Below are 24,749 nucleotides of genomic sequence, written 5' to 3' on the forward strand. Positions count from 1 at the left end.
TCTCCTTTTTTGTACATACGCTGATGTCTTGCAGCAAAGGGGGAGAAAACAATGAGATGGCTGCAGTCCTATCCGCGGGAAGTAAAGGTGTTTCTGGTCGCTAGCTTGATTAGCTCGGCCGGCGGTTCGTTGATGTGGCCTTTGGTCACGATGTTTGTGTTCAAGGTGCTAGGTCGGACCGTGACGGATGCCGGTCTGGTCATTCTGGTTATGTCGGTTGGCGGGATCGCCGGTCAGTTGCTAGGAGGGGCCCTGTATCACCGACTAGGCGTGAAGCGACTCATCGTGGGTGGACTAGCTATGAACGCCTTGTTCCTGCTGCTGCTGCCTCACGGGAGCGGTAACTGGCATTTGTTCATGCTGCTGATGCTGCTCGTTGGTTTCTTCAACGCGACATCGATGCCGGCAATCCAGGCGTTTATTGGCTTTCGTTTCGCGGAGCGACGTGGAGAGCTGTTTAATGTCATCTATGTGGCAAATAATATTGGCGTGGCGTTGGGGACGGCGATCAGCGGGTTTTTGGCGCAGATTTCGTATGACCTCAGCTTTATTTTGAATGGAGTGACTTCGGCTGCATTTGCGTTGTTTTTCTGGTTTTATTTGAACAAGGTTCAAAAAAGCCAAGGCGAGCTGCACGTGCAGAAACGCAAGAAATCGGTGGATGGGCAAAGCGTCTGGTCGCTGCTGCGTATCTACCCCGTCTACCTGTTTATGGGCGTCGGATCGTTCTTTCTCTGGCTCGGGAATTGTATCTGGAATAACGGCGTATCGCCGTTTACGATCTCTCAAGGGATGCCGGAATGGAATTATAGCATTCTTTGGACTTTGAATGGATTGTTGATTTTTGTGGGGCAACCGTTTATTTTGTGGGTGAAACGCACGTTCGCCGGCTCTCCGCAAGCACAAATGACGGCCAGCGCGTTATTCTACATGCTGGGCTACGCAACGATATTGGGCTTCCATACGTATCCGAGCATGGTGGCTGCGATGGTGCTGACCACCTTCGGGGAGATGCTAATCTCGCCGGCCATTCCGTCGTTTATCTCCGATCGGACAGGGAAAGCAGCCCCGTTCTACCTCGGTTTGGTCGGCGGGATGGGTGCGGCAGGCCGGGTTGTCGGCCCTTATGCGATGGGCTTGCTGTTCGACTGGAACGGATTGGTTCCGGTTGCTTGGTTGGCGGTAGGCATTGCGGTGCTGTCGGTCGTTTCGTTCCTGGTACATGCCGCCATGAACCGGGATGACCGTCCGGAGCCATCCGGACTGACGACCTGACAACTAGCTAGAGCTTACGATCTTAATTATGACGAAGGGATGGATACCATGAATCCTCGTGACATCCAGACGCGTCTCTCCGAAATGCGCGACGCGGCTGTTTTGATGGAAATCGACAACTTGGTTTGGGACCGCCAAAATACCCCCGCGGAAAAAATGGAGTGGGAGTCGCGGGAGAAATACCTGCAAAGCTGCCCGCCGGGTAACCAGATCGTGGCCGTTATCGGCGAAGAGATTGGCGGCTACATCGGCTTCAAGCCGCCGACTCCGCTGCCGAGCAACGCCCATGTACTCGAGCTGAACATCGCCATTCACCCGGCGTACCAGCGGCAGGGCATCGGACGCGTGTTGATGGACGCCCTGGTGCAACTGGCGGCAGAACGGGGCGTTCGCAAGCTGTCGTTGCGCGTACTGGCGAGCAACCCCGGCGCCGTCGCCTTCTATGAAAGCTGCGGATTCGTGGAGCAGGGACGGTTGGTCGAAGAATTTTGGCTGGATGGCCAATATGTCGACGATATTTTCATGTGGCGAAAGGTTTAGCGGATGAAGTTCTAAGGCATTGAACTATTCGAAAGATATCGGTATATTTAGAAGAAGAAAAATCGGGGAAGAACTCGAATGGAAAGGTTGATTACCCGTGGAGAACAACTTTACCCCTCCCAATTTCATTAAAAACATCATTTCGGAAGATTTAAAATCCGGCAAGGTAAATACCGTCATCACGCGGTTCCCTCCGGAACCGAACGGCTATCTACATATCGGGCATGCCAAAGCGATCTGGATCAACTTTGCGCTGGCGGACGAGTTTGGCGGACGCACCAACCTGCGATTCGACGACACCAACCCGGTGAAAGAAGACGTAGAGTATGTCAATTCGATCAAGGAAGACGTCAAATGGCTGGGCTTCGATTGGGAAGAACTACATTTTGCGTCGGATTATTTTGAGGAGATGTACAAACGCGCGGTGCTGCTGATCAAAAAGGGCAAAGCTTATGTGGATGATCTCAGCGCCGACCAAATCCGCGAGCTGCGCGGGACGCTGACCGAGCCGGGTAAAAACAGCCCCTACCGCGACCGCTCTATCGAGGAGAACCTCGACCTGTTCGAACGGATGCGCGCCGGCGAATTCAAGGACGGGGAGAAGGTGCTGCGCGCCAAAATCGACATGGCCTCGCCGAACATCAATCTGCGAGACCCTGTCATCTACCGCATCGTACATGCGTCTCATCATAACACCGGCGATAAATGGTGCATTTATCCGATGTACACATTTGCCCATCCACTGGAAGACGCCATCGAGGGCGTGACCCACTCCTTGTGCTCCACTGAGTTCGAGGATCAACGCCCGTTCTACGACTGGACGATTGCGGAAACCGAAATGCCGAACGTTTCCCATCAATACGAATTCGGACGGCTGAATTTAACGCAGACGGTGACCAGTAAGCGGAAGCTGAAAAAGCTCGTTGACGAAGGCATCGTTGACGGTTGGGACGACCCTCGCATGCCGACGATTTCCGGGCTGCGCCGCCGCGGGTATACGCCGGAAGCGATCAAGGCGTTCATTTTTGAAACGGGGATTTCCAAGAACTTCGGTAACATCGATCCGAAAATGCTGGAGCATTTCATTCGCGAGGACTTGAAGATGAAAGCTCCACGCACGATGGCCGTGCTGGACCCGCTGAAGGTGGTCATCACCAATTATCCGGAAGGGCAAGTCGAATGGCTTGAGGCGGAAAATAACAGCGAAAACCCGGACATGGGCAGCCGCCAAATTCCGTTCTCACGTGAAATTTACATCGAGCGTGATGATTTTATGGAAAATCCGCCAAGTAAGTATTTCCGCTTGTTCCCGGGGAACGAAGTCCGTCTTAAAAATGCCTACTTCGTGAAATGCAATGAGGTGATCAAGGATTCGGACGGCAACGTGGTGGAGATCCACTGCACGTATGATCCGGAAACGAAGAGCGGCACCGGCTTTACCGGCCGTAAGGTCAAGGGCACGATCCATTGGGTGGAAGCCACTCAGGCGGTGCCTGCCGAATTCCGGTTGTACGAGCCGCTGATTCTGGAAGAGGAAGCAGAGGAAACGGCAAACGTGGCGCTGGAAGAAACGGTTGAGGGTCTGGTAGACGATGCCCCTACGGAAGCAGGGGACGCAGTTGTTGAGATCGCTGAGGAGAAAACGTTCCTCGATCTCATCAATCCGAACTCGCTGACGATTGCTCACGGCTTCGTGGAGCCGAACATGAAGGATGCGAAGCCGCAGGATAAATTCCAATTTTTCCGGCATGGGTATTTTAACGTTGATACGAAATACGCTAAGCCCGGACACCCGGTGTTTAACTTGATCGTTTCGTTGAAAAGCTCGTTCCAGCTGCCGAAAGCGTAAGTCGGCATTGACAACCCTAACGGCAGTGCCCGCGTGCGTGCCTGTGTAACCTAAAAGGAGCCTTGCAGCTATCTGCAGGCTCCTTTCTTTGATTTATACCGAGCTGCGCTCAATAAACCGGAAGCCAAGCTCTTCGGAGACGGGCTTGCCCCCGCCGGAGGTGATTTGCGTATGAACGATGGAAAAAGCGCGCTCCCCGATCTCCGACAACCGATTATCGATCGTCGTTATCTCGAGCAAGCCGGAGATCGGTTGGTTATCAAAACCGATGACGGCGAAATCGTCTGGCACTTCCAGCCCGCGCAGGCGTGCGGTGAGGATGAAGCCGGCGGCAACCTGGTCGCCGGTAATGAGCAGGGCGTCCGGACGCCCCTCCATCGCGAGCAGCCGGTCCACCAAGGCGGCGCCGTCTTCCCAATCGATGCAGCCGTCCAGCACCCAGTCCTCCCGGGCCTGACCGCCCAAGGCCGTGAGCGTGTCGGTATAGGCTTGCAGGCGGCTGCGGCTGCTAGGGCTGTTGCGGCGGCTGATCGTAAACGCGATGCGGCGCCGCCCCTGCTCCCACAAATAGCGGATCGCGGTTTGAAAGCTAGCGTAATGATCGATATACACCGAGGAGAGGTTGCGGCCGCTCACACGCTCGCATAACGCGATCGGACCGTAGTTGGCATACGTCTCGATCTCGCTGAGCGAAAGCGCCCGTGAACAGATGATCAACCCGTCCATCTGCTTGTTACGCAGCATCTCCAGTACCTTCCGTTCCTCATTCGGACGGTAGTCGGTCTGGCAAAGCATCAGCTGATAGTTGCATTTCAGGGCTTGTTGGGCCATCCCCTCCATGATCCGGGCAAAGTAGTAATGGTTGATGTTCGGCAGGATCACGCCGATGGTTTGCGTGATGCCTTTGATCAAATGTACAGCATTCATATTCCGTGAATAGTTAAGCCGGCGAACGGCATCCTCGACCGCCGCCCGTTTGTCCGCGCTGACGTAGGGATGTCCGTTCAGAACGCGGGATACGGTGGTAACCGATACACCGGCGGCTTCAGCGATCTGTTTGATGTTCGGCAAGGCAAACCGCTCCTTCCCCGAAAGAGGTGAAAAAATATATCTTGCTATGGAATGCATTTCATATTTTACACTGGAGATGCAGCAAAGAAAACAATGCCCTCAACCGGCGTTACCTCGTAAGCGAACGAGGGCGTTACGGTATCAGGCATTGTTTTCTTTCGTTTTACGGAGCGGCGAAGCCGTCCCTCCTTAATGGTCATCGCGTCCGCTCTTCGGTGAATATCCGTGATGTCGGACTTGGTACCAGATCGCGGCGAATCCAAGCGCTCCGATCAGCGTTAATGCGACGCCAGAGCGGTACATGACGACCGAACCGAAATTCTGAAACAGCCAGCCGCCCCAGAACCCCGCAATCACGCCGGCAAGGCCGCTGGCGGCAAATGCATACACCGCTTGTCCTGCCGATCGCAGCGGGCGTGGCAGCAAAAGGGTGATCAACTTGGTGCCGACGTAGAAGAATCCGCCAAACGTCACGGAGTGCAGCAGTTGAATCAACAGGATTTGGATCGGATGCGTCGCCTCGGACATCAGATCCCAGCGGACGGCGAACAGCAAGCTGACGATGGTGATACAAGCGAGCAAATAAGACAATTTGCGCTTCAAGAAACGATCCAGCAGGATAAACGCCAACAATTCAAAAACCGTCGATAAGAACACGGCGCCGCCGACCGCAAGCTTCGACCCGCCGAGATCCGTCATGAATAGCGGCATGAAAATACTGTTCATCGCGTTCGGAATCGCCACCAGCATGCTGAACACGACAAAAGCGAGCAGGTACTTGTTCTGCAGCGCCCGCCGAATTTCTTGGCCACTAAGCCAAGGTGTCTGAGACGTTTGCCGAATGGAGGGAAGCAGCAGCGTAGCGCCGATCGCCAGCATCAAGGTGACACTAAACAGCAGGGAGATCCCGTGATGGCCAATAGAGTCGATGATCGGTCCGGCGGCCAGCGCGATAAAGGTCCACCCGAGCGAGCCCCAAATGCGATAGATTCCGAATTGGTTTTCGGTCCCCGCGGTATATCCGAGGATCAGGGTATTGCTTTGAGAGAGCAGCGGGCTTAGGAAGAAATATAATAGAATCATCGTTAAATACAGCATCGTAAAAGTGTTGACCTTAAACATCAGGTGGCCCATGATGAGCAAGCCCAGCATCATGGTCAACAGAACAGCGCGAGGATTCTGCCTCTGATCGCCCAGATACCTCCAAAACGGGTGAGCCAGCAGCGAGATTAACGGTCCGATTGCCATGAGGCTTCCGATTTCGAGCTTGTCCATGCCGATGTCCTGCAAATATAATTGAAAAAAGGCAGCAAAAATGACCATGGTTCCGTAAATGAAAAAGTTAAGCAGCCCTAGCGGCAACAACGAAAAGGACGAATGTCGTCTTTTGTCCTGCAAACGCGCCATTCCTTTCTGTCCGGGTCCAAGTGGTCACAACAGGAAGCTTGTGACTATGCTCCCAATGTAACACACAGGTGAAAGGGGATACAAACCAAGTTTTTTTGGATTTACCATAATTTATGCATCGGGGGAAAATGGATGAACACGACTGCGATCATTTTAGCCGGAGGACGATCAAGCCGCATGGGCAGCGATAAGGCGCTTCTTGAACTTGGCGGGTTGACGGTGCTGGAACGTCTGATCCGAGAGCTGGAGCCGGTAGCTTCGCGAATCGTGATTGCGGCAGGCAACGAGGCGGCCTATGGTCGGTTCGGCAAAGAAGTCGTGACCGACGATTATCCGGGGGCCGGGCCACTGGCCGGGCTGCATGCGGGGCTGGAGAGCTCAGCCTCACTCTGGAACCTCGCGGTGGCTTGTGATACGCCGTTTGCGAACCGCGGCTTGTTCCGCGCCTTGCTGGAACGCGCGGAGGCGGCGGAGGCCCTGGCTAATGGCCGGGCAGGTTCATCGGAGGCTGCCTCGGCAAGCCTTGCTGTGACGGAGGCGATCCTCGCCCGCACGGAGGGGCGGGCGCATCCGCTGCTGGCGGCCTACCGGCGTAGCGTGCTTCCGGGTCTGGAAGCACAGCTTCGCGCAGGCCGCCTCAAAATGACGGCTTGGACGGAAACGCTGCACACCGAATACATCGAAGGGGAGGCCCTCGCGTCAGCGACGGGCCTCCCCCTGGAGTGGTGCGCGTTTAATATGAACAAGCCGGAAGATTACGAGCAGGCCCGTATCCGGCTGGAAACGGGCCTGCTGCCGGACTAACCGCCGATCTGTGACATCCGGCGGGTCGTCGGGGTGTGGCTCTGCTGTTTATGCTCCAGCGCCAACGCCATTTCATGGTTTTTCGGCTTAGCGCCCAGCGCCTTCAGGAACAAGGAGCGGATGCCATCGCGGTCGCCAGCCGTCGCAAATGGGCGAACGTGGAGCTCATCCGACCAATACAAGCAGGCTTTGATATGTCCGTCGGCAGTCAAGCGCAGCCGGTTACAGTTGTCGCAGAAATGCTCGCTGACCGGATGAATTAACCCGAACGTACCGGCCGCGCCGGCGATCCGACGGCTTTCCGCCGGCCCGTTGCCGCGGGGGCCTTCGACCGCCTCCACCTCCCAGCCCGATTCCCGGCACACGTCTTCCACGGCCGTCAGGGGCAAGTAGGTTTGGCGCCAGGTCTCGCTGGCACTGCCGATCGGCATGTATTCGATAAAGCGCACATGCAGCGGTCGGTCAATGGTTAGCGCGAGAAAATCGCGGATCTCGTCCTCATTGACTCCTTTCATTAGGACCACGTTCAGCTTGATTGGCTCGAAGCCAACCTCGACGGCGGCCTGGATTCCTTCCAGCACCTTTTCCACCTCACCGCCGCGAGTAATCATGGCAAAACGGTCCTGTCGCAGCGAATCCAAGCTGATGTTCACCCGCTTCAATCCCGCTTGCTTCAGCAGCTCCGCTTTTTTGGCCAGGAACATCCCGTTCGTAGTCAATGCAATATCTTCAATGCCCGGAATGGCCGAGAGCATAGTAACAAGTTGTTCTAAATCCTTACGCACCAGCGGTTCTCCGCCGGTTAGCCGAATCTTACGGAGGCCCATCGGAGCAAGAGCCGATACCGTCTCGGCAATTTCTTCGTAGCTCATGATTTCCTCATGCGGTTGAAAAACCATTCCCTCGGCAGGCATGCAGTAGACGCAGCGCAAATTACAACGGTCGGTGACCGAAATGCGCAGGTAATCGTGCTTTCGCCCAAAAGGGTCAAGCAGTTGCTCCATGTGTACGCCTCCTTTCTATCTAGGTGCTTCAAATTTTATATATATTCAACCGGGTAGTCAATGCGTTGACACACACTGTTCAAGTATATTCTGTGGCGGACGATGATACAATGAAAGTAGAGTAAAGTGTAAAAAAGATCACATAAAAGCGCTTACATTGTAAGGTATAATTCATGTAAGCGATACGTGATCCCCCTTAATCATGTGTCGGTATATGCATTCGAGATGATTTCCGACAACTTTTAAGGAAGTCATCTTTTTTTTTGGTCTATAGGATCGGAAGCTGACTTTTGAACAACCTATACAGGGAGATGAATTCAGATGGCTATGCTGTTCAAACCTTTGGTCTACACACAGGAGCAGGTTCAGTGGCTTGAAACTCGGGGGATGGTTTATCAGTTGTTGATGGACTTTCTGAGTCGTCCGCCGCGGATGTCTTTGATCGCTCAGTGGCGTCGCAAGGTGGAACAGAACCCGAAGGCGGCAGTCAGCCAGGGCGGACAGAGGCTCAAGGCCTATCTGGAGAGCATCCCCGAAGAGGATTTTCGCAGCGTTTGCCATCAAGAAGCGAGGGAATTCGAGCGCTTGTTTACGGGCCGTGAGGCGGTGATCCCATCATGCGAGAGCTTGTTTCGCAGTCGCCTAGAAGGGTCAAGTGCTTTGGCTTGCAGCGCCGAAGTCCGCAAGGTGTACATGGAGAACGCGGTTGTGTTCAATAAATTGAACGGAGAACGCGACGATCATATCGCGCTGGAGCTGGAATTTATGGCGGTGCTGGCCGAAGGAATGCTGGCCAAAGCCAATCTGCAGCAAAGCTGCCTGGCGCTGGCGGACGCACAGATCCACTTCCTGGAAACCCATTTGCTGAAGTGGGCACAGCCGTTTGCCAAAGAAGTGTTGAAAGCCACGAATAGCCCGCTCTTTACCGGACTGGCTGAAATGATGGATGAATTTCTGGTTAACGATCTTCAGCAGCTTCGCGCTTGGCGGGAAAGCCAGTCGCCGGCGATGGGATAGAAGGAATAAGGCAACGCAAAAGGACCTCAACTTCCGCAGCAATGCGGGGTTGAGGTCCTTTTTTGATAGCCGGTATGATCTCTAACGCGGACCACGGGGCTTATTTGAGCCAATCTCCCCGTGTTGCGATTCTAACGCTTGGGACAGAGCTTATTATCCAATTTCGCGGCCCAAATCCGCTGTTTTGACCAGAATAGAGTTGCGTCGTTACAATCGGGGCGGTTTGAAAAGACGGCGCAGGATATACTACCCTGCGCCATCTTTTTGCTGTTATTACTCCGCTTCTTTGGCCGACAAATCGCGACGGCGGAATTTCATCAAGAATTCGTACACGATCGGCACGATGACCAGCGTGAGCAGCGTCGAGCTGATCAGGCCGCCGATGACGGTGATGCCGAGCCCGCGCGAGATGATCCCTGCGCTGTGCTCCCAGCCGAAGACCAGCGGCAGCAGTGCGCCGATCGTTGCCAAGGCGGTCATCAGAATCGGACGAAGCCGCGTCGTTCCCGCTTCCAGCAATGCTTCGCGGGTCGATAAACCTTCGCGCTCCTTATGGATAACGCGGTCGATCAGCACGATCGCGTTGGTGACGACGATACCGATCAACATGAGCACGCCCATCAAGGCCGAGACGTTTAGCGTCTCTCCGCCGATCAGGAGACCTACCATGGCTCCGATGACAATGAACGGCAGGGAGAACAGAATCGTAAACGGAGCCAGACCGCCGCCGAACGTGACGACGAGGACAAAGTAAACGATGGCGATGGCTGCCAGCATGGCGATGCCCAGTTGGCCAAACGTATCGTTAATCTGTTCGGTTACGCCGCCGAATTTCACGGTGACGCCGTCCGGCAGATCCAGCTTATCGATTTTCTCCTGCAGGCTGGACGAGGCTTTTTGCACGTCGGTGGACGTGATTTTTGCACTGACTTCAACGACCATCTTCCCGTCGATCCGCATGATGGAATCCGGGGAAGTGCCCTTTTCAACCTTTGCAACGTCCTTGATTGGGACTTGAATGCCCAGCGGCGAAGCCAAGGTTTCGTTCTCAATATCGGTGATGCTGTTATAAGTTTGGCTGTCCGTTTCGATATACACGTTGTATTTCTTGCCGTCGATCGCAACCTCTGTCAGGACCGGACGCTCACGAACCGGGCTCAGCTTCATGGCCAATTGGCCCGGCGTCAAGCCCAGGGAGCTCAGCTTCTCTTGGTCCGCAACCAAGGTGTACTGCTCATAGGTTTTCGAGAGGCTGGTATCGCCTTTTTCGAAGTTCTTCGTATCTTCTTTGATCAAAGCAAGGATTTGGTCCGATACCGGCTTGATTTGCTCCAGCTCATCTCCAAATACGTTGACACTAAGCGAACCGCCGCCCAAACCACCGGTCATGAGTTCGGACATATCGCTCCATTCACCTTTCGGAAGCTCGGTTCGCAGACCTTCGATCAACTGTTCCTTCACATCGCTGAAATGATCGGTATCCGGATCATAGGCGATGTAGAACAAGGCCGAATTGGAGGAGCCCATTCCCAGTGGATTGTCGCCGCCAACGGAATACTGCATCTTGTCGACGCCAGGTTGATCCAAAATGTATTTCTCAACAATCAGCATATCCTTCTCCACATCTTCCAGTTGGGTTCCCGGTTCTGGGGAGTAGGTCGCCATTACATATTTATCCTCTTGCTCAGGCAGGAAGCTGACGCCAACCAGCGGATACAGGAACAAGCTGCCAACTAGTAAGACGACCGCAAGCCCGAAGGTAATCAGCTTATGCGACAGCGACCACTCCAGAATACGCCGATAACCGCGGGCAATGCCTCTTGGCTTCTCGTCATGGTGGTGTGACTTACCGAGACCCTTGCGGAACAGCGTATGCGCCAGCGCAGGCACGAGGGTGATAGCAACCAGCAACGAGGCCAGCAGCGAGAAGACCATCGTATAGGCAAACGGCTTGAACAATTCCCCGACCATCCCGCTGACAAAAGCGAGCGGCAGGAACACGGCAATCGTGACGATTGTCGAAGACATAATCGGGACGAACATCTCCCGCGTTGCTTCAATGACCAGCTTGCTGCCCTTCAGCTTCTCGCCGGTCAAGGACAAACGGCGGTAAATGTTCTCGATCACGACGATCGAGTCGTCGACGACGCGGCCGATGGCAACGGTCATAGCGCCTAACGTCATCATGTTCAGCGTAATATCCATCTGCTTCAGGGCCAGAATGGCAATAAGCAGGGACAATGGAATCGAGATAATAGAAATAATGGTGGAACGGATGTTACGAAGGAAGATCAGGATGATCAACACCGCAAATAAGGCGCCAAACAGCGCTTTGGACAACATCGTGTTCACCGAGTCGGTGATCGGCTGACCTTGGTCGAGCAGGACCGTAAAGTTGATATGCTCGTATTGTTTGCCTAGATCTTTAGCTGCATCCTTGACCTGGTTGACAACGTCAACGGTATTGGCATCGTTGGACTTGACGATCTGAATGCCAATCGATTCCTCCCCATTGGTCCGGGAGATCGATTCGGCTTTGCCGATCGTTTCGATGTCGGCGATATCGCCAAGTTTGACGGTCGGGATGCCGGCCGGAACAGCGCCCATGGTTCCGCTAGCGTCAGCACCGGCAGCAGCGCCAGTAGAAGCGCCAGCAGCACCCGCTGCAGCACCTGTGCTGCCTGCAGGCATACCTGCCCCAGCTGCAGCTCCTCCAGCGGCCCCAGCTGTACCTGCTGAACTTGGGATGACCGGAATGGCCAAGTTTTCCAAGTCTTCTACGGTCGTGATGTTGCCGTCAACGACAACGGCTTTCTGGGATTGCTCCAGGCTGAACAATCCAAGCGGAACGCGGAGCGCGGAGCCCTGTACGATCCCCTTCACGGTATCTTCCGTCAGGCCCAGCTCTTTCAGCTTGGCCTGGTCGAACTTCAGGCTGACTTCACGAACGAATTGGCCGGCGATTTGTACTGAAGCGACGCCGTCCAGATCCTCAAGTGCAGGTTTGATGTCGTTCTCCGTAATCCGGGTCAAATCCTCGAGACTGCCGGATTCTTTATCCGATAAACTGAGGGAAACGACCGGCATGGAACTCAAACTGAACCGGGTAATTTGCGGCTTCTGCGCGCCTTCGGGAAGCTGCACATCGTTCAGCGCTTCGCGAACGGCCGCGGTGGCATTGTCTAGGTTCATGCCATATTCGAATTCAATGATCAGCGAGGCGGCGTTCTCCATCGAAGTGGAGGTGACTGTCTTTACGCCGTCGACATTATGCAGCCGCGTCTCCAGCGGCTTGGTGATCTCCTCAACCACGCCCTCCGGTGCGGCCCCAGGATATACGGCTGTTACACTAAGGTAAGGCACGTCGATGTTCGGAATGGTTTCCTGCTTCATGGTCAGACCGCTGTACAAACCCACGGCGGTAACGATCACCGTGAGCAGCCAGATCGCGAACTTATTGCGCAAGGAAAATTGAATGATACTCTTCATAAGCGGGTTTCTGCTCCTCTCTTTCTATGGGTGAACAATGATTTACGAGTACTGGATATAAACCTGATGCAGCTGCTCCAGTTCTGCCGAACGAGGGGCTAGCTCTGGGATCGCAGCCAAATTGGCCAGCATTCCTTTGATGATGGCGCGGCGCGGGCGAAGCTCCAAGACTTCATGCTCGAGAATCTGCAGGGCTTCCAGCGCTTCCTGCTGCCTGTCCGGGTCGGCGATGGCGTCGCCAATCGCATCGCGGATTGCCTTGATCGTAACCAAAGGATGCTGCTGCAAATCCAAACTGCCCGGAGCGCCTTCGGACATGAGCCGCAGCGTCTCTTCGGAGATTAGCGGGACCGGGCGATTGTTCAACTGATGCTGCGCCGAGAGGTCGAGCAACTCCATGAGGTGCTCGGCCATCCGTTCCGGTGAAGCGGAAACATGGGGCTCGAACAGCAAACGGACATAAATGCCGACCATGCCATAAGCGATCGTTAACAGATCGCCCGTGTACGGCTCGATCTTCGGCCCGTAGACCGCTTCCAGCTTGTTCTTGCCGTGCCGTAACAGCTTGGCGTTGTGGGCTTGGACTGCCGCCGGCTCCTTGTACGGTGTGCCGTTCTTATGCCAGTCCTGGAATTGCATGATCAGGAATTCACGCAACTCAAGCACCAGTTCGAGCATCACGACCAGTTGGCGCCGGAGTTTCTCTCTTGGCGTCAACCCTTGCTGCATCTCTACCTGTGTCAGATGGTCGAGCAGCAGCTGGTAGCAGTAGTCGAACAAGCTCTGCTCCAGTTCCTCCTTCGATTTGAAGTGAAGGTACAGGCTACCCTTGGACATCCCGCAGGCTTCGGCGATCTCCTGCATCGATGTGGCGGACGAGCCCTTGGCCGCAAACAGCTGCATGGCAGCTCGTAATATCAGCTTCTTCTTGTCGATGGATGGTTGAGACAAAAAGTGCCGAACCCCCTTTCTCTGACTCGTGGGTTCTCGTTTTGACTTATTGGTCAATTTTGATTATAGTACAAAGCCCAAGCGGATACAAATCGGCGCACGAGTAGATTTTTCCCTTTCACCAGTAGGAAGAATTCGAACGTTCATGTAGAATATAATCAAGCATCATTAGAAAAAGAAGGAGTACAACGATGAGACGGGGACTTCAAATCATTTTCATCGCCGCGATTTTATTTGCTTTCTATTATTTCGGATTTGGCGTCTTCGGTAAATTCGGCGGTACGCTCGTTAGTATTTTTCAAACCTTGACCGTCATCACGATTGGTCTCGCCATATTTATGGAGAACCGCAATCCGTCCAGCACCGTGGCTTGGATTATCGTGCTTGCTCTGCTGCCGGTTGTTGGGCTCTTGCTCTATTTTTTGCTGGGACAAAACTATTTCAAACGGCGCAAATTCGATAAAAAAGCGGAACAGGACCGCCTCAGCTACGAGCGGATCGACCGCAGCGGTCACCCGTTGCCCCGCGACTTGTCGCAGTTCAGCCCCGGCCAGCAGCGTTTATTGCATCTGTCTCAGCGTTTGGCTCGCACGCCTTATTCGATGGCGACCCGCACGCAGGTACTGACTAATGGGGAAGAGACGTTCACCAATCTGCTGCGCGAGCTCAAAAAAGCCGAGCATCATATCCACATGGAATATTACATATATCGTGCCGACGACATCGGGCGGGAAATCCAGAAGACGTTGATGGAGAAGGCACGAGCCGGTGTTGAGGTGCGTTTTATGTTTGACGCCGTCGGCAGCATCGGTTTGCCTAAATCATTTATCGCGGAGCTGCGGGAGGCCGGAGTTAAGGTGGGCATTTACGGACAAATGCGTTTTCTGGCCCTGTCGAGCCGGGTCAATTACCGTAACCACCGCAAGATCGTCGTTATCGACGGTAATACTGGATTTATCGGCGGACTTAACGTTGGTGACGAATATTTGAGCCGCAGCAAAACCTATGGCTTCTGGCGCGACACGCACATGCTGGTCAAAGGGGAGGCGGTTCGGTCGCTGCAGATCATTTTCCTGCAGGACTGGCAGTACGTCACCGGGGAGAAAATTATGGATCTAGCCTACCTGTCCCCGGAGCTTGAGCAGGGGTGCAGCGGCGCGGTACAAATCGTGCCAAGCGGCCCGGACAACGAAAGCCGGACGCTCAAGAACATCTTCTTCGCGATGATCTCGTCGGCGAAAAAGTCGGTGTGGCTGGCGACGCCGTATTTTATCCCGGATGAAGATATCCTGACCGCGCTGCGTGTGGCCGGCTTATCGGGGATCGATGTGCGCATCCTGTTCCCGGCTAAACCGGATAAATGGCTGCCGTTTCTGGCGTCTCATTCCTATTTCCCTTCGTTGCTGGAGGTTGGAGTGAAAATTTTCGAATACGAAAAGGGTTTTCTGCATTCCAAACTGCTGATCGTGGACGGGGAAGTGGCTACGGTCGGCACGGCCAATATGGATATGCGCAGCTTTCATTTGAATTTCGAGGTCAATGCGCTCTTGGTGCAAAGCGACAGCGTCGCCAAGGTCGTGAACAATTTCGAGCGTGACCTGCTGTCGGCAAAACTGATCGACAAGCATGATTTCATGAATAAGAGAATTCTGGTGCGCCTTGCGGAATCCGCGGCCCGTCTGTTGTCTCCGCTGCTGTAACACGGGCGGGCAAGGATTGGCGATAGTCGACCGGCGTATTTTTAGGGTGAGGTAAAGAAGGAGGGTCTTCGGCATGGAACCAACATCGGAACGTAAAACGGAGCATATCCGCCTTTGTCTAGAGGAGCAAGTGAACGCAGAGGGGATTCGCAACGGATTCGAGAAATTTCGCTTTCGCCATAACGCGCTGCCTGAGCTGGATTTCACGGAAATCAACCTGAAAACAATGTTTCTTGGCGCTTCGTTGCGTACGCCGCTGCTGATCAGCTCGATGACCGGCGGGAGCCGACTGGCCGGCGAGATCAACACACGCCTCGCCGAAGCGGCGGAACGGCGGGGCTGGTCCATGGGCGTCGGCTCGGTCCGGGCCGCCGTGGAACGGGACGAGCTTGCGCCTACGTTCGCCATTCGGCGGTTTGCGCCGACCATCCCGATCATCGCCAACCTAGGCGCAGTGCAGCTCAATTACGGCTATGGGCCGGAGAATTGCAAGCGGGCGGTGGAGATCGCCGGAGCGGACATGCTCGTGCTGCATCTGAACAGCTTACAGGAGGTGTTCCAGCCGGAAGGGGATACGAACTTCGGCGGGTTGCTGGAGCGGATCGAGGAGGTCTGTCGCGAGCTGCCGATCCCGGTTGGCGTAAAGGAAGTCGGCTGGGGCATCGACGGCGCTACGGCGAAACGGCTGCGCGAGGCAGGCGTTGCCTTCATCGATGTCGCAGGCGCCGGCGGAACCTCGTGGAGCCAGGTCGAGAAGTTCCGCGGCAGTGACCCTGTGCGCCGCGCGGCAGCGGAAGCATTCGCGGATTGGGGCATCCCCACCGCCGAATGCATCCGCGAAGTGCGGGCGGCGCTGCCGGATGCCGCCCTAATTGGCAGCGGGGGCCTGAACACCGGCGTGGACGCCGCCAAAGCGCTGGCGCTTGGCGCGGACCTGGCCGGGTTCGGCCGGGCGCTGCTCGAACCGGCGGTGCATTCGGAGGAGCGACTGGACGCGCTTCTGGAGCGCGTTGAGCTGGAGCTCCGCACCGCCATGTTCGGCATTGGCACCGGCAGCATTCCGGCGCTGCGGGGGACGCCGCGGCTCGTGCGCCGCGAGTAGTACAGGGAGACCGGCCGTGGCCAGATAGAGCAGGGTGTGGGTCCGCTCGGGGGAGCTTGGCCGGCTCTTTGCACGATTATCCCCTTTATTCAGGAAGCGGATGGGGTTGGACAGGGTTGGACAGGGTGGGACGGGGTTGGACGGGATGGGATGAAATCGGGTGAAAGCCGATGGATGTGGGCTTTTCCATGACCTGATTAATAGGGATAATGGTCAAAAGGGCTGGACAAGAGAATAGGGCCTCCGTTTAAATCCAACTAAACCAGTAAGAATTTCGTTGCAATTCAATAGATTAGCCCTTATATTGAAGGTAAATACCGGTTCGCTAGGACAGCAGCCGGTTCATACTTATTCGACGGCAGAGCCCATACTGAGGTTGGGTATTGATGCAGAGGGGGATTTGGAAATGAAACCTTCATTGTGGAAATGGAACACGAGGACAGTGGTGACCATCGGGATTGGGGCTGCACTGTACGGAGCGACGAGCTGGATTGGCATCCCGATTGCACCGGATACGCAGCTGCGCCCGGCTATTGCCTTGCTGGCGATTTTCGGCGCGCTGTTTGGGCCGATCGTTGGCTTTATCGCTGGCTTTATCGGGCATGTCATTAACGATTTAATTACAAGCGGCACTGTCTGGTGGGGCTGGGCATTGGGCTCGGGGATCACCGCAGCGTTTATGGGACTGATTTATTTAGCGAAGGATTTCAACGCTCAGGAAGGGCAGATGAAGAAAAATCACGTTGCCTGGTTCGTCGTGTACGGGATCGTGGGGATCTTCGTTTCGCTGGCGTTTTCCGGGTACTTCGACATCCTCGTGATGGGCGAGCCTAATGACAAAATTGCGGTACAGGTCATCTCTGCGGGTCTGGCGAATCTTGCCGTGTTCCTCATTCTGGGACTGCCAGCGGTGCTGGCTTACGTGAAGCGTAACCGTAACAACTCGAACTTAAGCGTGGACAGATAGGAGCTTACTGAAAAGATGCAAGCAGTCATAACTTTCCGACAGTTCAGTTTCCGCTACAAAAACCAAAGCGAACCTACACTAAAGAATATTCATTTGGAGATCGCACGCGGGGAAAAAATATGGATCGCCGGCCCAAGCGGTTCCGGCAAATCGACATTAGCCCATTGTATCAATGGGCTAATTCCCTTTTCGTACGGCGGTGAGATGTCTGGGCAGCTGCTGCTGGACGGTCAAGACGCCTCGGGAATGACGATCTTCGAACGCAGCCGCCGGATCGGGACGATCCTGCAAAATCCGGATGCCCAATTTGTCGGTCAGACGGTCGGTGAGGACGTGGCTTTCCAATTGGAAAATGAAGCAGCCCCGTATGACGTGATGAAGACGGCCGTCTCTTCTGCACTGGAACTCGTTGGGATGCAAGCCTATGAGGCGCAAGGACCGCATGAGCTGTCCGGCGGGCAAAAGCAGCAGGTGGCGCTGGCCGGTGTATTGTCCACGCAAGCGGATATTTTGCTGTTTGACGAACCGCTCGCGAATTTGGACCCGGCCAGCGGTGCCAAAGCGATGCGGCTGATTGACGAAATTCACCGTAACCAAGGGAAAACGGTGATCTTGATCGAGCATCGGGTCGAAGACGTCCTGCTGGAGCATATCGACCGCGTCGTGGTTATGAACGAGGGGGAAATTGCGGCGATTGGTACGCCGGACGAACTGCTGGCCGCGGGCATCCTCCCCCGTTATGGTTTGCGCCAGCCGCTGTACCTGGAGGCGCTGAGTCATGCGGGACTGCCGCTGTCCGGTTTTACCGATTTGTCCCATCCTGAGAGCCTCAAGCCGACCGAGGATGGCTCCGAGCCGCAGGGACCACCAATACTCAGCGAATCGCAACTGCGGGATCGGCTGGAGGCTTGGTCGACCTCCGTCCTTCCGGCTGGGCGGGGCAGCCTCGGTGAGCCGTTACTTGAGCTCCGGGGCGTTTCCTTCGCCTACGAGCCGGGCATGAACGCGGTAGCGGACGTCACCCTGACTGTCCGTTCAGGTGAAACGGTTGCCTTGCTCGGCAGTAACGGGGCCGGCAAATCGACGCTGTCGGGTTTGATCACCGGCTTGCATAAGCCTGGTTCGGGCGAGATTTGCCTCCGCGGCGAGGTGATCAATGGCTGGTCAATCCGCCGCCGCGGTGAAGAGATCGGCTATGTGATGCAGCATCCCCATCACATGCTGACGCAGCATATGGTGCGGGACGAGATTCGCATCGGCTTGGTCGCGCGCGGCGTACCTGAACCCGAACGAGAGCAGCGTACGGAAGAAGCGCTGCAGATTTGCGGCCTGTATCCGTATCGGAACTGGCCGGTCTCCGCGCTCAGCTTCGGGCAGAAGAAGCGACTCAGCATCGCGGCTATCCTGGCGCTGCAGCCGAAGCTGATGATCTTGGATGAGCCGACGGCAGGACAGGATTACCGGCATTATACCGAATTCATGGAATTCATTAACCGGCTTTCCGGGGAAGGCATGGCCTTCTTGTTTATCACGCACGACATGCATTTGGCGCTGGAGTATGCGGATCGGGCGGCGGTGATGTCGGAAGGACGGGTGATTGCAGAGGATGCGGTAGCCCGGATTCTTGCCGACGGGGGAATCACCTCCCGGGCTAACCTCCGGGAGACGAGTCTGGCGCGATTCGCCCGGGCTCAGGGGCTGGTCTCGCCTTCGCGATTCGTCGAAGCTTTTATCGCCGCAGAGAAGAAGGTGAAACGAGCATGAGTCAAACGAGTGGGTTGTACGTTGCGGGAGACTCTTATTTTCATCGGATGGACGGCGCGGTCAAGCTGATTTTGCTGCTGACCTGGACGGTCGTCACCTTCCTGTTCATGGATTTGCGCGTATTCGCTGTGATGCTGGCTGGCGGAGTCTCGATGCTGCTTCTATCCCGGGTTCCGTTCCAAAAAATGGCGCTGCTGTTCTGGGCGCTCACGGTCTTTACCGTTGTCAACAGCGTCTTTATTCTTCTGATCACGCCTCGCTTCGGCACGACGTTGACCGGAAGCAATACGCCGCTGATTCCGCTCGGATACGATACCGTCAATACGGAAACGTTGTTCTACGTACTGACTTTGTCGCTTAAATACCTGACACTGCTGCCGATTACGCTGTTGTTCATATTCACGACGCATCCCAGCCGTTTTGCCGCCAGCCTACATAAGCTGGGCGTACCCTACAAGCTGGCTTATGCTGTCAGTATCGCCTTTCGCTACATTCCCGATCTGACCAAGGAGTTCCGTACGATCCTCAACGCGCTGCAGATGCGCGGTCTGGGGATCTCCCGCGGCGACGGTACGCTGGTTCAGCGGGCGCGGAATCTGACGCAGGCCGTCGTTCCGTTGCTGCAGTCCTCGTTGCAGCATATCGAATCGGTCTCCGATGCCATGGATTTGCGAGGGTTCGGTACGAAGCAGCAGAGGACCTGGTATATGGGCACGGTCATGACGGGGTTCGACAAGCTGATTGCGTTGTTGTGCGTTGTTCTGCTGGCTTCCGGAATCTGGCTGAAACGCAGCTTGTTTCAGGGATTTTGGTATCCGTTTGGTTAAATGAAATCTCACTAAGGTCCTTTATGGATCGGCAAAGAGAGGGGTACATTTATGGTGCAATTGGTTCCAATGTCGAAGTCGGAGTACCAGGCATTTCGCAGCCGCTCGGTCCGCGAATTTGCGGAAGAAAAAGTCGCTGCCGGTGCCTGGAAGGCCGACGATGCTCCGGCGCTTTCCGAAGCGGCGTTCCGGCGGTTTCTTCCGGACGATCAGGAGACGGAAGGCGCTTATCTGTTCAACGTTAAGGAGAACGATCAGCTCACTTCTGTCGGCCATCTTTGGTTTAATGTGATGGAGCAGGAGAAAGGCCCAGTTGCGTTTATCCTGGATATCCTGATCTATGAAGAATTCCAGGGCAAGGGCTATGGCCAAGCGACAATGACCGCGCTGGAAGAGAAGGTGCGTGAATTGGGATTGAATACGATCGGTCTTCATGTGTTTGGACATAACCAGCGGGCTTATCAGCTGTATCAAAAGATGGGCTACATCGTCACCGACATCCAGATGAGCAAAACCTTGGAGGATCGCGGCTAAAGCGGGACCCGGGAGCGCCGGGACATCGTTATCCTTGAAATATTTCCTTCGTATCGTTACTATGGTTGAAGGAAGATGAGCAATTACATGAATGAGGAGTTGTCAATGATATGGCTTTAAAAGCAGGCATTGTGGGTTTGCCGAACGTGGGGAAATCCACACTGTTTAACGCGATAACCCAGGCGGGGGCCGAATCCGCCAACTATCCGTTTTGTACGATCGATCCAAACGTCGGCGTGGTTGAGGTGCCGGACGAGCGACTCGACAAGCTGACCGAACTGGTCGTTCCGAACCGCACGGTTCCGACGGCATTTGAATTTGTCGATATCGCCGGATTGGTGCGCGGTGCGAGCAAGGGCGAGGGTCTTGGCAACAAGTTCCTGGCGCACATCCGCGAGGTGGATGCCATCGTTCATGTGGTCCGCTGCTTCGAGGACGAGAATATTACGCACGTGGACGGCAAAATCAATCCGATCAGCGACATCCAAACGATTAACCTGGAGTTGATCTTGGCTGACGTGGAGAGCGTGGAGAAACGGATCGAACGCTCCAAGAAAAATATGAAGGGCGGCAATAAGCAATACGCGCAGGAAGTCGAGGTCCTGGAACGGATCAAGGAGGCGCTCTATAACGATCAGCCGGCACGCAGCGTCGAGCTGAGCGAAGAGGAGAAGCTGATCGTCCGCGATCTGCACCTGCTGACCCTGAAGCCGGTCCTGTATGCGGCCAATGTCAGTGAGGACGGCGTGACCGAGGCTGACAGCAATCCTTTTGTGCAGCAGGTCAAAGAATTTGCGGCAGCCGAAGGGGCTGAAGTTGTACCGATCAGCGCCAAGGTAGAGGCGGAGATTGCGGAGCTGGAAGGCGAGGACAAGGCGATGTTCCTGGAGGAACTCGGTCTGAGCGCTTCCGGGTTAGACCGTTTGATTCAAGCGGCTTACCGGCTGCTTGGCTTGTATACGTACTTCACGGCCGGGGTGCAGGAAGTTCGCGCCTGGACCATTCGCAAAGGGATGAAAGCGCCCCAAGCGGCTGGCGTCATCCACTCCGACTTTGAACGCGGCTTTATCCGCGCCGAAGTGGTCTCTTACAATGACCTTGTCGCAGCCGGTTCGATGAACGCAGCGCGCGAACGCGGCCAACTGCGTCTGGAAGGCAAAGATTACGTCGTTCAAGATGGCGATGTCATGCATTTCCGCTTTAACGTATAATTCAACTTCATACGGCGATGAACCGCTGCCCCAAGAATCGCAAGTGCATGCGAAGCTTGGGGCAGTTTTTTGGTAATTTGCACTATTTTCTCATTCAAAATGGGTTGAATAATGCAGGCGAGTCGGGCATAACTTGGATAAAGAAAGATATACACTTGGGAAAAATTTGCATTGTTTTCATAGTATCGAGTTTGTATACTTAATTCAAGTTTGATTCATTCTTACATCTAGGGGGAGTTTTTTTTATGAGTATGGATTACGCCTTGCACCGCAAGTCCCAATTGGATACCCGGGAACTGCTGTTGCTGGAATCCGAGGTGAAGAGCCAGGGGAAAAACATGATTGTAGCTTACATTCTATGGTATTTCCTCGGCGTTGTTGGGGGCCATCGCTTCTACATGGGGAAAATTGGAACGGCTGTGACTCAGCTGATCTTGTCATTGACGGTCGTTGGGCTGATCGTCACCGGGATCTGGTGGATCGTGGACGCTTTTCTGGTGCACACATGGGTGAAACAGCATAACGCTGAAGTAGAGAACCGGGTCATTGACCGGATCTTCTATGATCGCGGCAGATCTCCGGAGTATCCTATCTAATCATGTTGACCAAAAGCGATCTGACCACGAGCGAACTGTTGCTCCTGAACTCGGAAATGAATAAGCGCGAAAAATCGTTGGGCCTGGCTTACCTGATGCTGCTGGCCGGTCACTTGGGTGTGCATCGCTTCTATCTGAAGCGGATTGCCAGCGGGGTCGTGCAGCTATGCTTATTTATCCTAGCGTTCGTCCTTTATTTTGTGTTCGCCATTGCAGCCGGGATCGAAAGCGTGGATTCACCCGAAACGGCCTATTCGCTGCTATTGCTCATACCGGTCATCCTATTTGGATTGGCACTGACTATCTGGGTTATTGTCGATGCTTGCTTGCTGCCGGGCTTGGTCCGCGACTGGAATGCCAAGCTGGAGCAGTCGCTGATCGAACAAATCGCTGCCATACGCCAGCCTGCGAGCGCTGCAGCCCAAGATCATCATTAATGCTGGGACGGGCAACCGTTTCGTCTCATCACAAAGCCGCGAATTTCAACGATGTTGTTGAAATTCGCGGCTTTTGTTTAGATTTGGCCCTCGCAGCGGCCGATCCTTCTCTGCCGATAGATAGAGTTGAAGAGCAAAGGCGCAGCAAGCAAGGAGCAGGAGTCCTATGAGGACGAATGACGTTTGCAAGCTGGCGAAAGTGGTGAAGCAGCCAAACAAAAGCGGATCCATGAACTGGGCAGCCCGGTTGGACATCAGGCGCAGTCCGACTCCGAGCCCTCGTTCCTCCGGCACTGTGGAGACGGCAATCATGGACAGCGTCATGGGTTGGTTAATGCCGAGCGCCAGACCGGTCACGAAGACCAACGCTGCTATCGCATAAAAATTCGTCAGGAACGGTGCGGCGAAGAGCAGCAGGAGGGAGACGGCGAAGGTCAGGAATAAGGTCTTGCCGAAGCCAAGCTTCGCCATAAGCCGCGGATAGATCGGGCGGACGAACAGGGCCGAGAGCGCACCGATGGAGACGAGCAGTCCGACGTGGGTATTGGAGATCCCTAGCGACTCCAGATGCAAGGGTAGATAGGCTGTTCGCACGTCTACAATAAACAATGAGATAAAGGTTGCCAGCAGAATGACCGCGAATTTGCGGTTTTTTAGTAGCTTGAGGCATTGCTCAAACCATCTTTTCTCGTTGCCGGTGGTCGGGTTGGCGACGTACGCGGAGGCAGCCTCGAATGCTGCCGTCTCGGCAGGATCTTCCGCAGGACTTGGTTGAGCGCCTTGATCTTCACGGCAACGCCAAGAGGTGAAGATCAGCAGCAGGCTGCTCAGGATGTATCCGGCAAACACCATCTTGTAACTAAAACGATCGGCTAAGAATCCCGAGACGATGGGAGCAGTCATTTGGCCGATCGCCATATATAAGGAGAAGGTAGCGAATCGGGACTCGTTCCCTTGGGCAGGTCCTTCGGTAACCAGTACCTGGACTGCCAGCCAAACCGCCATTTGACCCAGGCCTGCGATTAACTGGGCTATCGCCAGCGTCCAAGGACCGGCAGAGATCCCATACAATAAACCGCTCAATAACATCATGACGGAACCGACGCGCAGAACGGCGGTCCGGCCGAATCGGTCGGCGATGAAACCGCCGGGGATCGCGGCCAACATGGGCAACAAGGCATAGACAGCCAGCACCATGCCGATCGCAGCGCTCTGCAGCCCTAACGAGGAGGCATACAGGGCGATGATCGGCCGAGTTAAGGAAAAGGCGAACCAATACAACCCGCAAGATAGGGATATCCAGATGAAGTTGCGGCGCATGGCGGGTGAGACGGATAATGTCGATTCCGGCATAGCGGTTCCCCCTTGGCGAAATAGCTGCCCGGACAAAAGGAACCGACAGTCCCAGGGGAGCGGGACTGCCGGTTCCCTTCGATTCCTTGGCCGCTGGTAATGCTATGACATCAGGAGCTTACGGCAGGGAATGCGATCTTGCCGTCGTGCAAGCCTTTTTCGGTTTGATACAGGTAGCTCACCGCTTCTTCTGTGCTGACGACGTCCGCATATTTCGCATTCATGTCGAAGAGGTTGATGGCGTGGGAGGCTTCGCCGCGATCAAACGTACATTCTTCCACGACTCCGACGTAGAAATTATAGGAGAAGGCGTCGATGACTCCGGCACGGACGCAGCCGCCGGTCGTTGTTCCGCAAATCAGCAGGGTGTCGATGCCTAGATCGGTCAAATAGCCGAGTAGAGGCGTGCCGTGGAAAGGCGAAGGCTTCAGCTTCTCGATCACGATATCGCTCGGTTGAGGCCCAATCTCCCGCACGATCTCGTTGCTACCGTAACCGGATACCCCTTCGATCTCTCCGGAACGCGTATTTTTTCTGCGCCAGCCGCCGGCGTCAAAGCCATCGGGCCGTCGATCGACACCCGTCGTGTAGAAGATGGGAACCCGTTGCTCCCTGCCGGCATGCAGCAACTGCTGGATATAGGGGATGGCATCCCAGGCGGATTCGCCGCAGCTGTTGCGCCATTGCTTGACGGAGTCAAGGATGGGTTCTTTCCGGTGGCCGCTAAAGCCGTAGCTGACGTCGATGACCAGAATTGCCGGGCGTGCTCCGAATCCGGCCTTGGCGTCGTACCCGGCGCTGCCGAATACCTGTTTGTCACGATCGGTTAAAAAACGGTCCCAAATTCTCAT

General features: G+C 55.1%; 21 protein-coding genes. 14 read left to right on the top strand and 7 right to left on the bottom strand.

What is annotated here, in order from left to right:
* The first annotated feature begins 51 nt into the window (after positions 1-51).
* The 3 genes from IM700_RS19185 (at position 52) to IM700_RS19195 (ending at position 3,664) form a co-directional block, all read left to right on the top strand.
* Positions 52-1,275 carry an MFS transporter gene (locus tag IM700_RS19185; protein WP_193417090.1) on the top strand — a complete coding sequence of 408 codons (1,224 nt, stop codon included), beginning with the start codon at positions 52-54 and terminating at the stop codon, positions 1,273-1,275.
* A gap of 48 nt (positions 1,276-1,323) precedes the next feature.
* Entirely contained in the window at positions 1,324-1,815 is a 492-nt protein-coding gene (locus IM700_RS19190; protein ID WP_193417091.1) for a GNAT family N-acetyltransferase, read from the top strand.
* Between the two features lie 97 nt (positions 1,816-1,912).
* On the top strand, positions 1,913-3,664 hold the full coding sequence (locus IM700_RS19195) for a glutamine--tRNA ligase/YqeY domain fusion protein (protein ID WP_193417092.1): 1,752 nt from the start codon (positions 1,913-1,915) through the stop codon (positions 3,662-3,664).
* Between the two features lie 93 nt (positions 3,665-3,757).
* Here IM700_RS19195 and IM700_RS19200 read toward each other — a convergent pair whose 3' ends face one another.
* Positions 3,758-4,735: a LacI family DNA-binding transcriptional regulator gene (locus tag IM700_RS19200; protein ID WP_193417093.1), complete on the bottom strand. Its 978-nt coding sequence runs from the start codon at positions 4,733-4,735 to the stop codon at positions 3,758-3,760.
* A gap of 189 nt (positions 4,736-4,924) precedes the next feature.
* A complete protein-coding gene (locus IM700_RS19205; RefSeq protein WP_155607629.1) occupies positions 4,925-6,142 on the bottom strand; it encodes an MFS transporter in 1,218 nt (405 codons plus the stop codon).
* Positions 6,143-6,274: 132 nt separating this feature from the next.
* Here IM700_RS19205 and mobA point away from each other — a divergent pair, with 132 nt between their 5' ends.
* The gene (gene mobA / locus IM700_RS19210) at positions 6,275-6,946 is read left to right on the top strand and encodes a molybdenum cofactor guanylyltransferase (RefSeq protein ID WP_155607630.1); all 672 of its coding nucleotides are present in this window, start codon (positions 6,275-6,277) and stop codon (positions 6,944-6,946) included.
* Here the strand turns inward: mobA and moaA are convergent.
* A complete protein-coding gene (moaA, locus tag IM700_RS19215; RefSeq protein WP_193417094.1) occupies positions 6,943-7,950 on the bottom strand; it encodes a GTP 3',8-cyclase MoaA in 1,008 nt (335 codons plus the stop codon). The two genes, mobA and moaA, sit on opposite strands and share 4 nt — an antisense overlap.
* A gap of 321 nt (positions 7,951-8,271) precedes the next feature.
* On the opposite strand from moaA, the gene IM700_RS19220 reads away from it, so the two are divergent.
* Positions 8,272-8,967, top strand: a complete 696-nt coding sequence (locus tag IM700_RS19220) for a TorD/DmsD family molecular chaperone (protein ID WP_193417095.1) — start codon at positions 8,272-8,274, stop codon at positions 8,965-8,967.
* Positions 8,968-9,240: 273 nt separating this feature from the next.
* On the opposite strand, the gene IM700_RS19225 is transcribed toward IM700_RS19220, so the two are convergent.
* Both IM700_RS19225 and IM700_RS19230 read right to left on the bottom strand, forming a co-directional pair.
* Positions 9,241-12,456, bottom strand: coding sequence for an efflux RND transporter permease subunit (locus IM700_RS19225; RefSeq protein WP_193417096.1), 3,216 nt, complete (start codon positions 12,454-12,456; stop codon positions 9,241-9,243).
* Positions 12,457-12,498: 42 nt separating this feature from the next.
* The gene (locus tag IM700_RS19230; RefSeq protein ID WP_155607634.1) at positions 12,499-13,407 is read right to left on the bottom strand and encodes a TetR/AcrR family transcriptional regulator; all 909 of its coding nucleotides are present in this window, start codon (positions 13,405-13,407) and stop codon (positions 12,499-12,501) included.
* A gap of 191 nt (positions 13,408-13,598) precedes the next feature.
* Between IM700_RS19230 and cls the strand changes: the two genes are divergently transcribed.
* The 9 genes from cls to IM700_RS19275 all read left to right on the top strand — a co-directional run bounded on the left by cls (position 13,599) and on the right by IM700_RS19275 (position 22,545).
* The gene (gene cls, locus IM700_RS19235) at positions 13,599-15,107 is read left to right on the top strand and encodes a cardiolipin synthase (protein WP_193417097.1); all 1,509 of its coding nucleotides are present in this window, start codon (positions 13,599-13,601) and stop codon (positions 15,105-15,107) included.
* A 73-nt stretch (positions 15,108-15,180) separates the two neighbouring features.
* Positions 15,181-16,209 (top strand): type 2 isopentenyl-diphosphate Delta-isomerase, encoded by a 1,029-nt coding sequence (fni, locus tag IM700_RS19240; RefSeq protein WP_193417098.1) that lies wholly within the window; start codon positions 15,181-15,183, stop codon positions 16,207-16,209.
* Between the two features lie 406 nt (positions 16,210-16,615).
* The gene (locus tag IM700_RS19245; RefSeq protein WP_155607637.1) at positions 16,616-17,176 is read left to right on the top strand and encodes an ECF-type riboflavin transporter substrate-binding protein; all 561 of its coding nucleotides are present in this window, start codon (positions 16,616-16,618) and stop codon (positions 17,174-17,176) included.
* Between the two features lie 15 nt (positions 17,177-17,191).
* Positions 17,192-18,940 carry an ABC transporter ATP-binding protein gene (locus IM700_RS19250; protein WP_193417099.1) on the top strand — a complete coding sequence of 583 codons (1,749 nt, stop codon included), beginning with the start codon at positions 17,192-17,194 and terminating at the stop codon, positions 18,938-18,940.
* Positions 18,937-19,767 (top strand): energy-coupling factor transporter transmembrane component T family protein, encoded by an 831-nt coding sequence (locus tag IM700_RS19255; protein ID WP_193417100.1) that lies wholly within the window; start codon positions 18,937-18,939, stop codon positions 19,765-19,767. Before IM700_RS19250 ends, IM700_RS19255 begins: the two co-directional genes overlap by 4 nt.
* A gap of 51 nt (positions 19,768-19,818) precedes the next feature.
* Complete coding sequence (locus IM700_RS19260; RefSeq protein ID WP_193417101.1) at positions 19,819-20,301, top strand: GNAT family N-acetyltransferase; 483 nt, start codon at positions 19,819-19,821, stop codon at positions 20,299-20,301.
* 110 nt (positions 20,302-20,411) lie between these two features.
* The gene (gene ychF / locus IM700_RS19265) at positions 20,412-21,512 is read left to right on the top strand and encodes a redox-regulated ATPase YchF (RefSeq protein ID WP_155607641.1); all 1,101 of its coding nucleotides are present in this window, start codon (positions 20,412-20,414) and stop codon (positions 21,510-21,512) included.
* A 251-nt stretch (positions 21,513-21,763) separates the two neighbouring features.
* Complete coding sequence (locus tag IM700_RS19270) at positions 21,764-22,108, top strand: TM2 domain-containing protein (RefSeq protein ID WP_418888796.1); 345 nt, start codon at positions 21,764-21,766, stop codon at positions 22,106-22,108.
* Between the two features lie 2 nt (positions 22,109-22,110).
* A complete protein-coding gene (locus IM700_RS19275) occupies positions 22,111-22,545 on the top strand; it encodes an NINE protein (RefSeq protein WP_193417102.1) in 435 nt (144 codons plus the stop codon).
* Between the two features lie 45 nt (positions 22,546-22,590).
* On the opposite strand, the gene IM700_RS19280 is transcribed toward IM700_RS19275, so the two are convergent.
* Both IM700_RS19280 and IM700_RS19285 read right to left on the bottom strand, forming a co-directional pair.
* The gene (locus tag IM700_RS19280; RefSeq protein WP_193417103.1) at positions 22,591-23,898 is read right to left on the bottom strand and encodes an MFS transporter; all 1,308 of its coding nucleotides are present in this window, start codon (positions 23,896-23,898) and stop codon (positions 22,591-22,593) included.
* Positions 23,899-24,008: 110 nt separating this feature from the next.
* Positions 24,009-24,749, bottom strand: coding sequence for an isochorismatase family protein (locus tag IM700_RS19285; protein WP_155607645.1), 741 nt, complete (start codon positions 24,747-24,749; stop codon positions 24,009-24,011).

The sequence above is a fragment of the Paenibacillus rhizolycopersici genome (assembly GCF_014947195.2).
In the GTDB taxonomy this organism is placed as follows: domain Bacteria; phylum Bacillota; class Bacilli; order Paenibacillales; family Paenibacillaceae; genus Fontibacillus; species Fontibacillus rhizolycopersici.

What these genes read in the sequence shown, in the direction of transcription:
- IM700_RS19185 (WP_193417090.1), top strand. Translation starts at nt 52, where the DNA reads ATGAGATGGCTGCAGTCCTATCCGCGGGAAGTAAAGGTGTTTCTGGTC.
- IM700_RS19190 (WP_193417091.1), top strand. Translation starts at nt 1,324, where the DNA reads ATGAATCCTCGTGACATCCAGACGCGTCTCTCCGAAATGCGCGACGCG.
- IM700_RS19205 (WP_155607629.1), bottom strand. Translation starts at nt 6,142, where the DNA reads ATGGCGCGTTTGCAGGACAAAAGACGACATTCGTCCTTTTCGTTGTTG.
- mobA (WP_155607630.1), top strand. Translation starts at nt 6,275, where the DNA reads ATGAACACGACTGCGATCATTTTAGCCGGAGGACGATCAAGCCGCATG.
- moaA (WP_193417094.1), bottom strand. Translation starts at nt 7,950, where the DNA reads ATGGAGCAACTGCTTGACCCTTTTGGGCGAAAGCACGATTACCTGCGC.
- IM700_RS19220 (WP_193417095.1), top strand. Translation starts at nt 8,272, where the DNA reads ATGGCTATGCTGTTCAAACCTTTGGTCTACACACAGGAGCAGGTTCAG.
- IM700_RS19225 (WP_193417096.1), bottom strand. Translation starts at nt 12,456, where the DNA reads ATGAAGAGTATCATTCAATTTTCCTTGCGCAATAAGTTCGCGATCTGG.
- cls (WP_193417097.1), top strand. Translation starts at nt 13,599, where the DNA reads ATGAGACGGGGACTTCAAATCATTTTCATCGCCGCGATTTTATTTGCT.
- fni (WP_193417098.1), top strand. Translation starts at nt 15,181, where the DNA reads ATGGAACCAACATCGGAACGTAAAACGGAGCATATCCGCCTTTGTCTA.
- IM700_RS19245 (WP_155607637.1), top strand. Translation starts at nt 16,616, where the DNA reads ATGAAACCTTCATTGTGGAAATGGAACACGAGGACAGTGGTGACCATC.
- IM700_RS19250 (WP_193417099.1), top strand. Translation starts at nt 17,192, where the DNA reads ATGCAAGCAGTCATAACTTTCCGACAGTTCAGTTTCCGCTACAAAAAC.
- IM700_RS19255 (WP_193417100.1), top strand. Translation starts at nt 18,937, where the DNA reads ATGAGTCAAACGAGTGGGTTGTACGTTGCGGGAGACTCTTATTTTCAT.
- IM700_RS19260 (WP_193417101.1), top strand. Translation starts at nt 19,819, where the DNA reads ATGGTGCAATTGGTTCCAATGTCGAAGTCGGAGTACCAGGCATTTCGC.
- ychF (WP_155607641.1), top strand. Translation starts at nt 20,412, where the DNA reads ATGGCTTTAAAAGCAGGCATTGTGGGTTTGCCGAACGTGGGGAAATCC.
- IM700_RS19270 (WP_418888796.1), top strand. Translation starts at nt 21,764, where the DNA reads ATGGATTACGCCTTGCACCGCAAGTCCCAATTGGATACCCGGGAACTG.
- IM700_RS19275 (WP_193417102.1), top strand. Translation starts at nt 22,111, where the DNA reads ATGTTGACCAAAAGCGATCTGACCACGAGCGAACTGTTGCTCCTGAAC.
- IM700_RS19280 (WP_193417103.1), bottom strand. Translation starts at nt 23,898, where the DNA reads ATGCCGGAATCGACATTATCCGTCTCACCCGCCATGCGCCGCAACTTC.
- IM700_RS19285 (WP_155607645.1), bottom strand. Translation starts at nt 24,749, where the DNA reads ATGAGAATTTGGGACCGTTTTTTAACCGATCGTGACAAACAGGTATTC.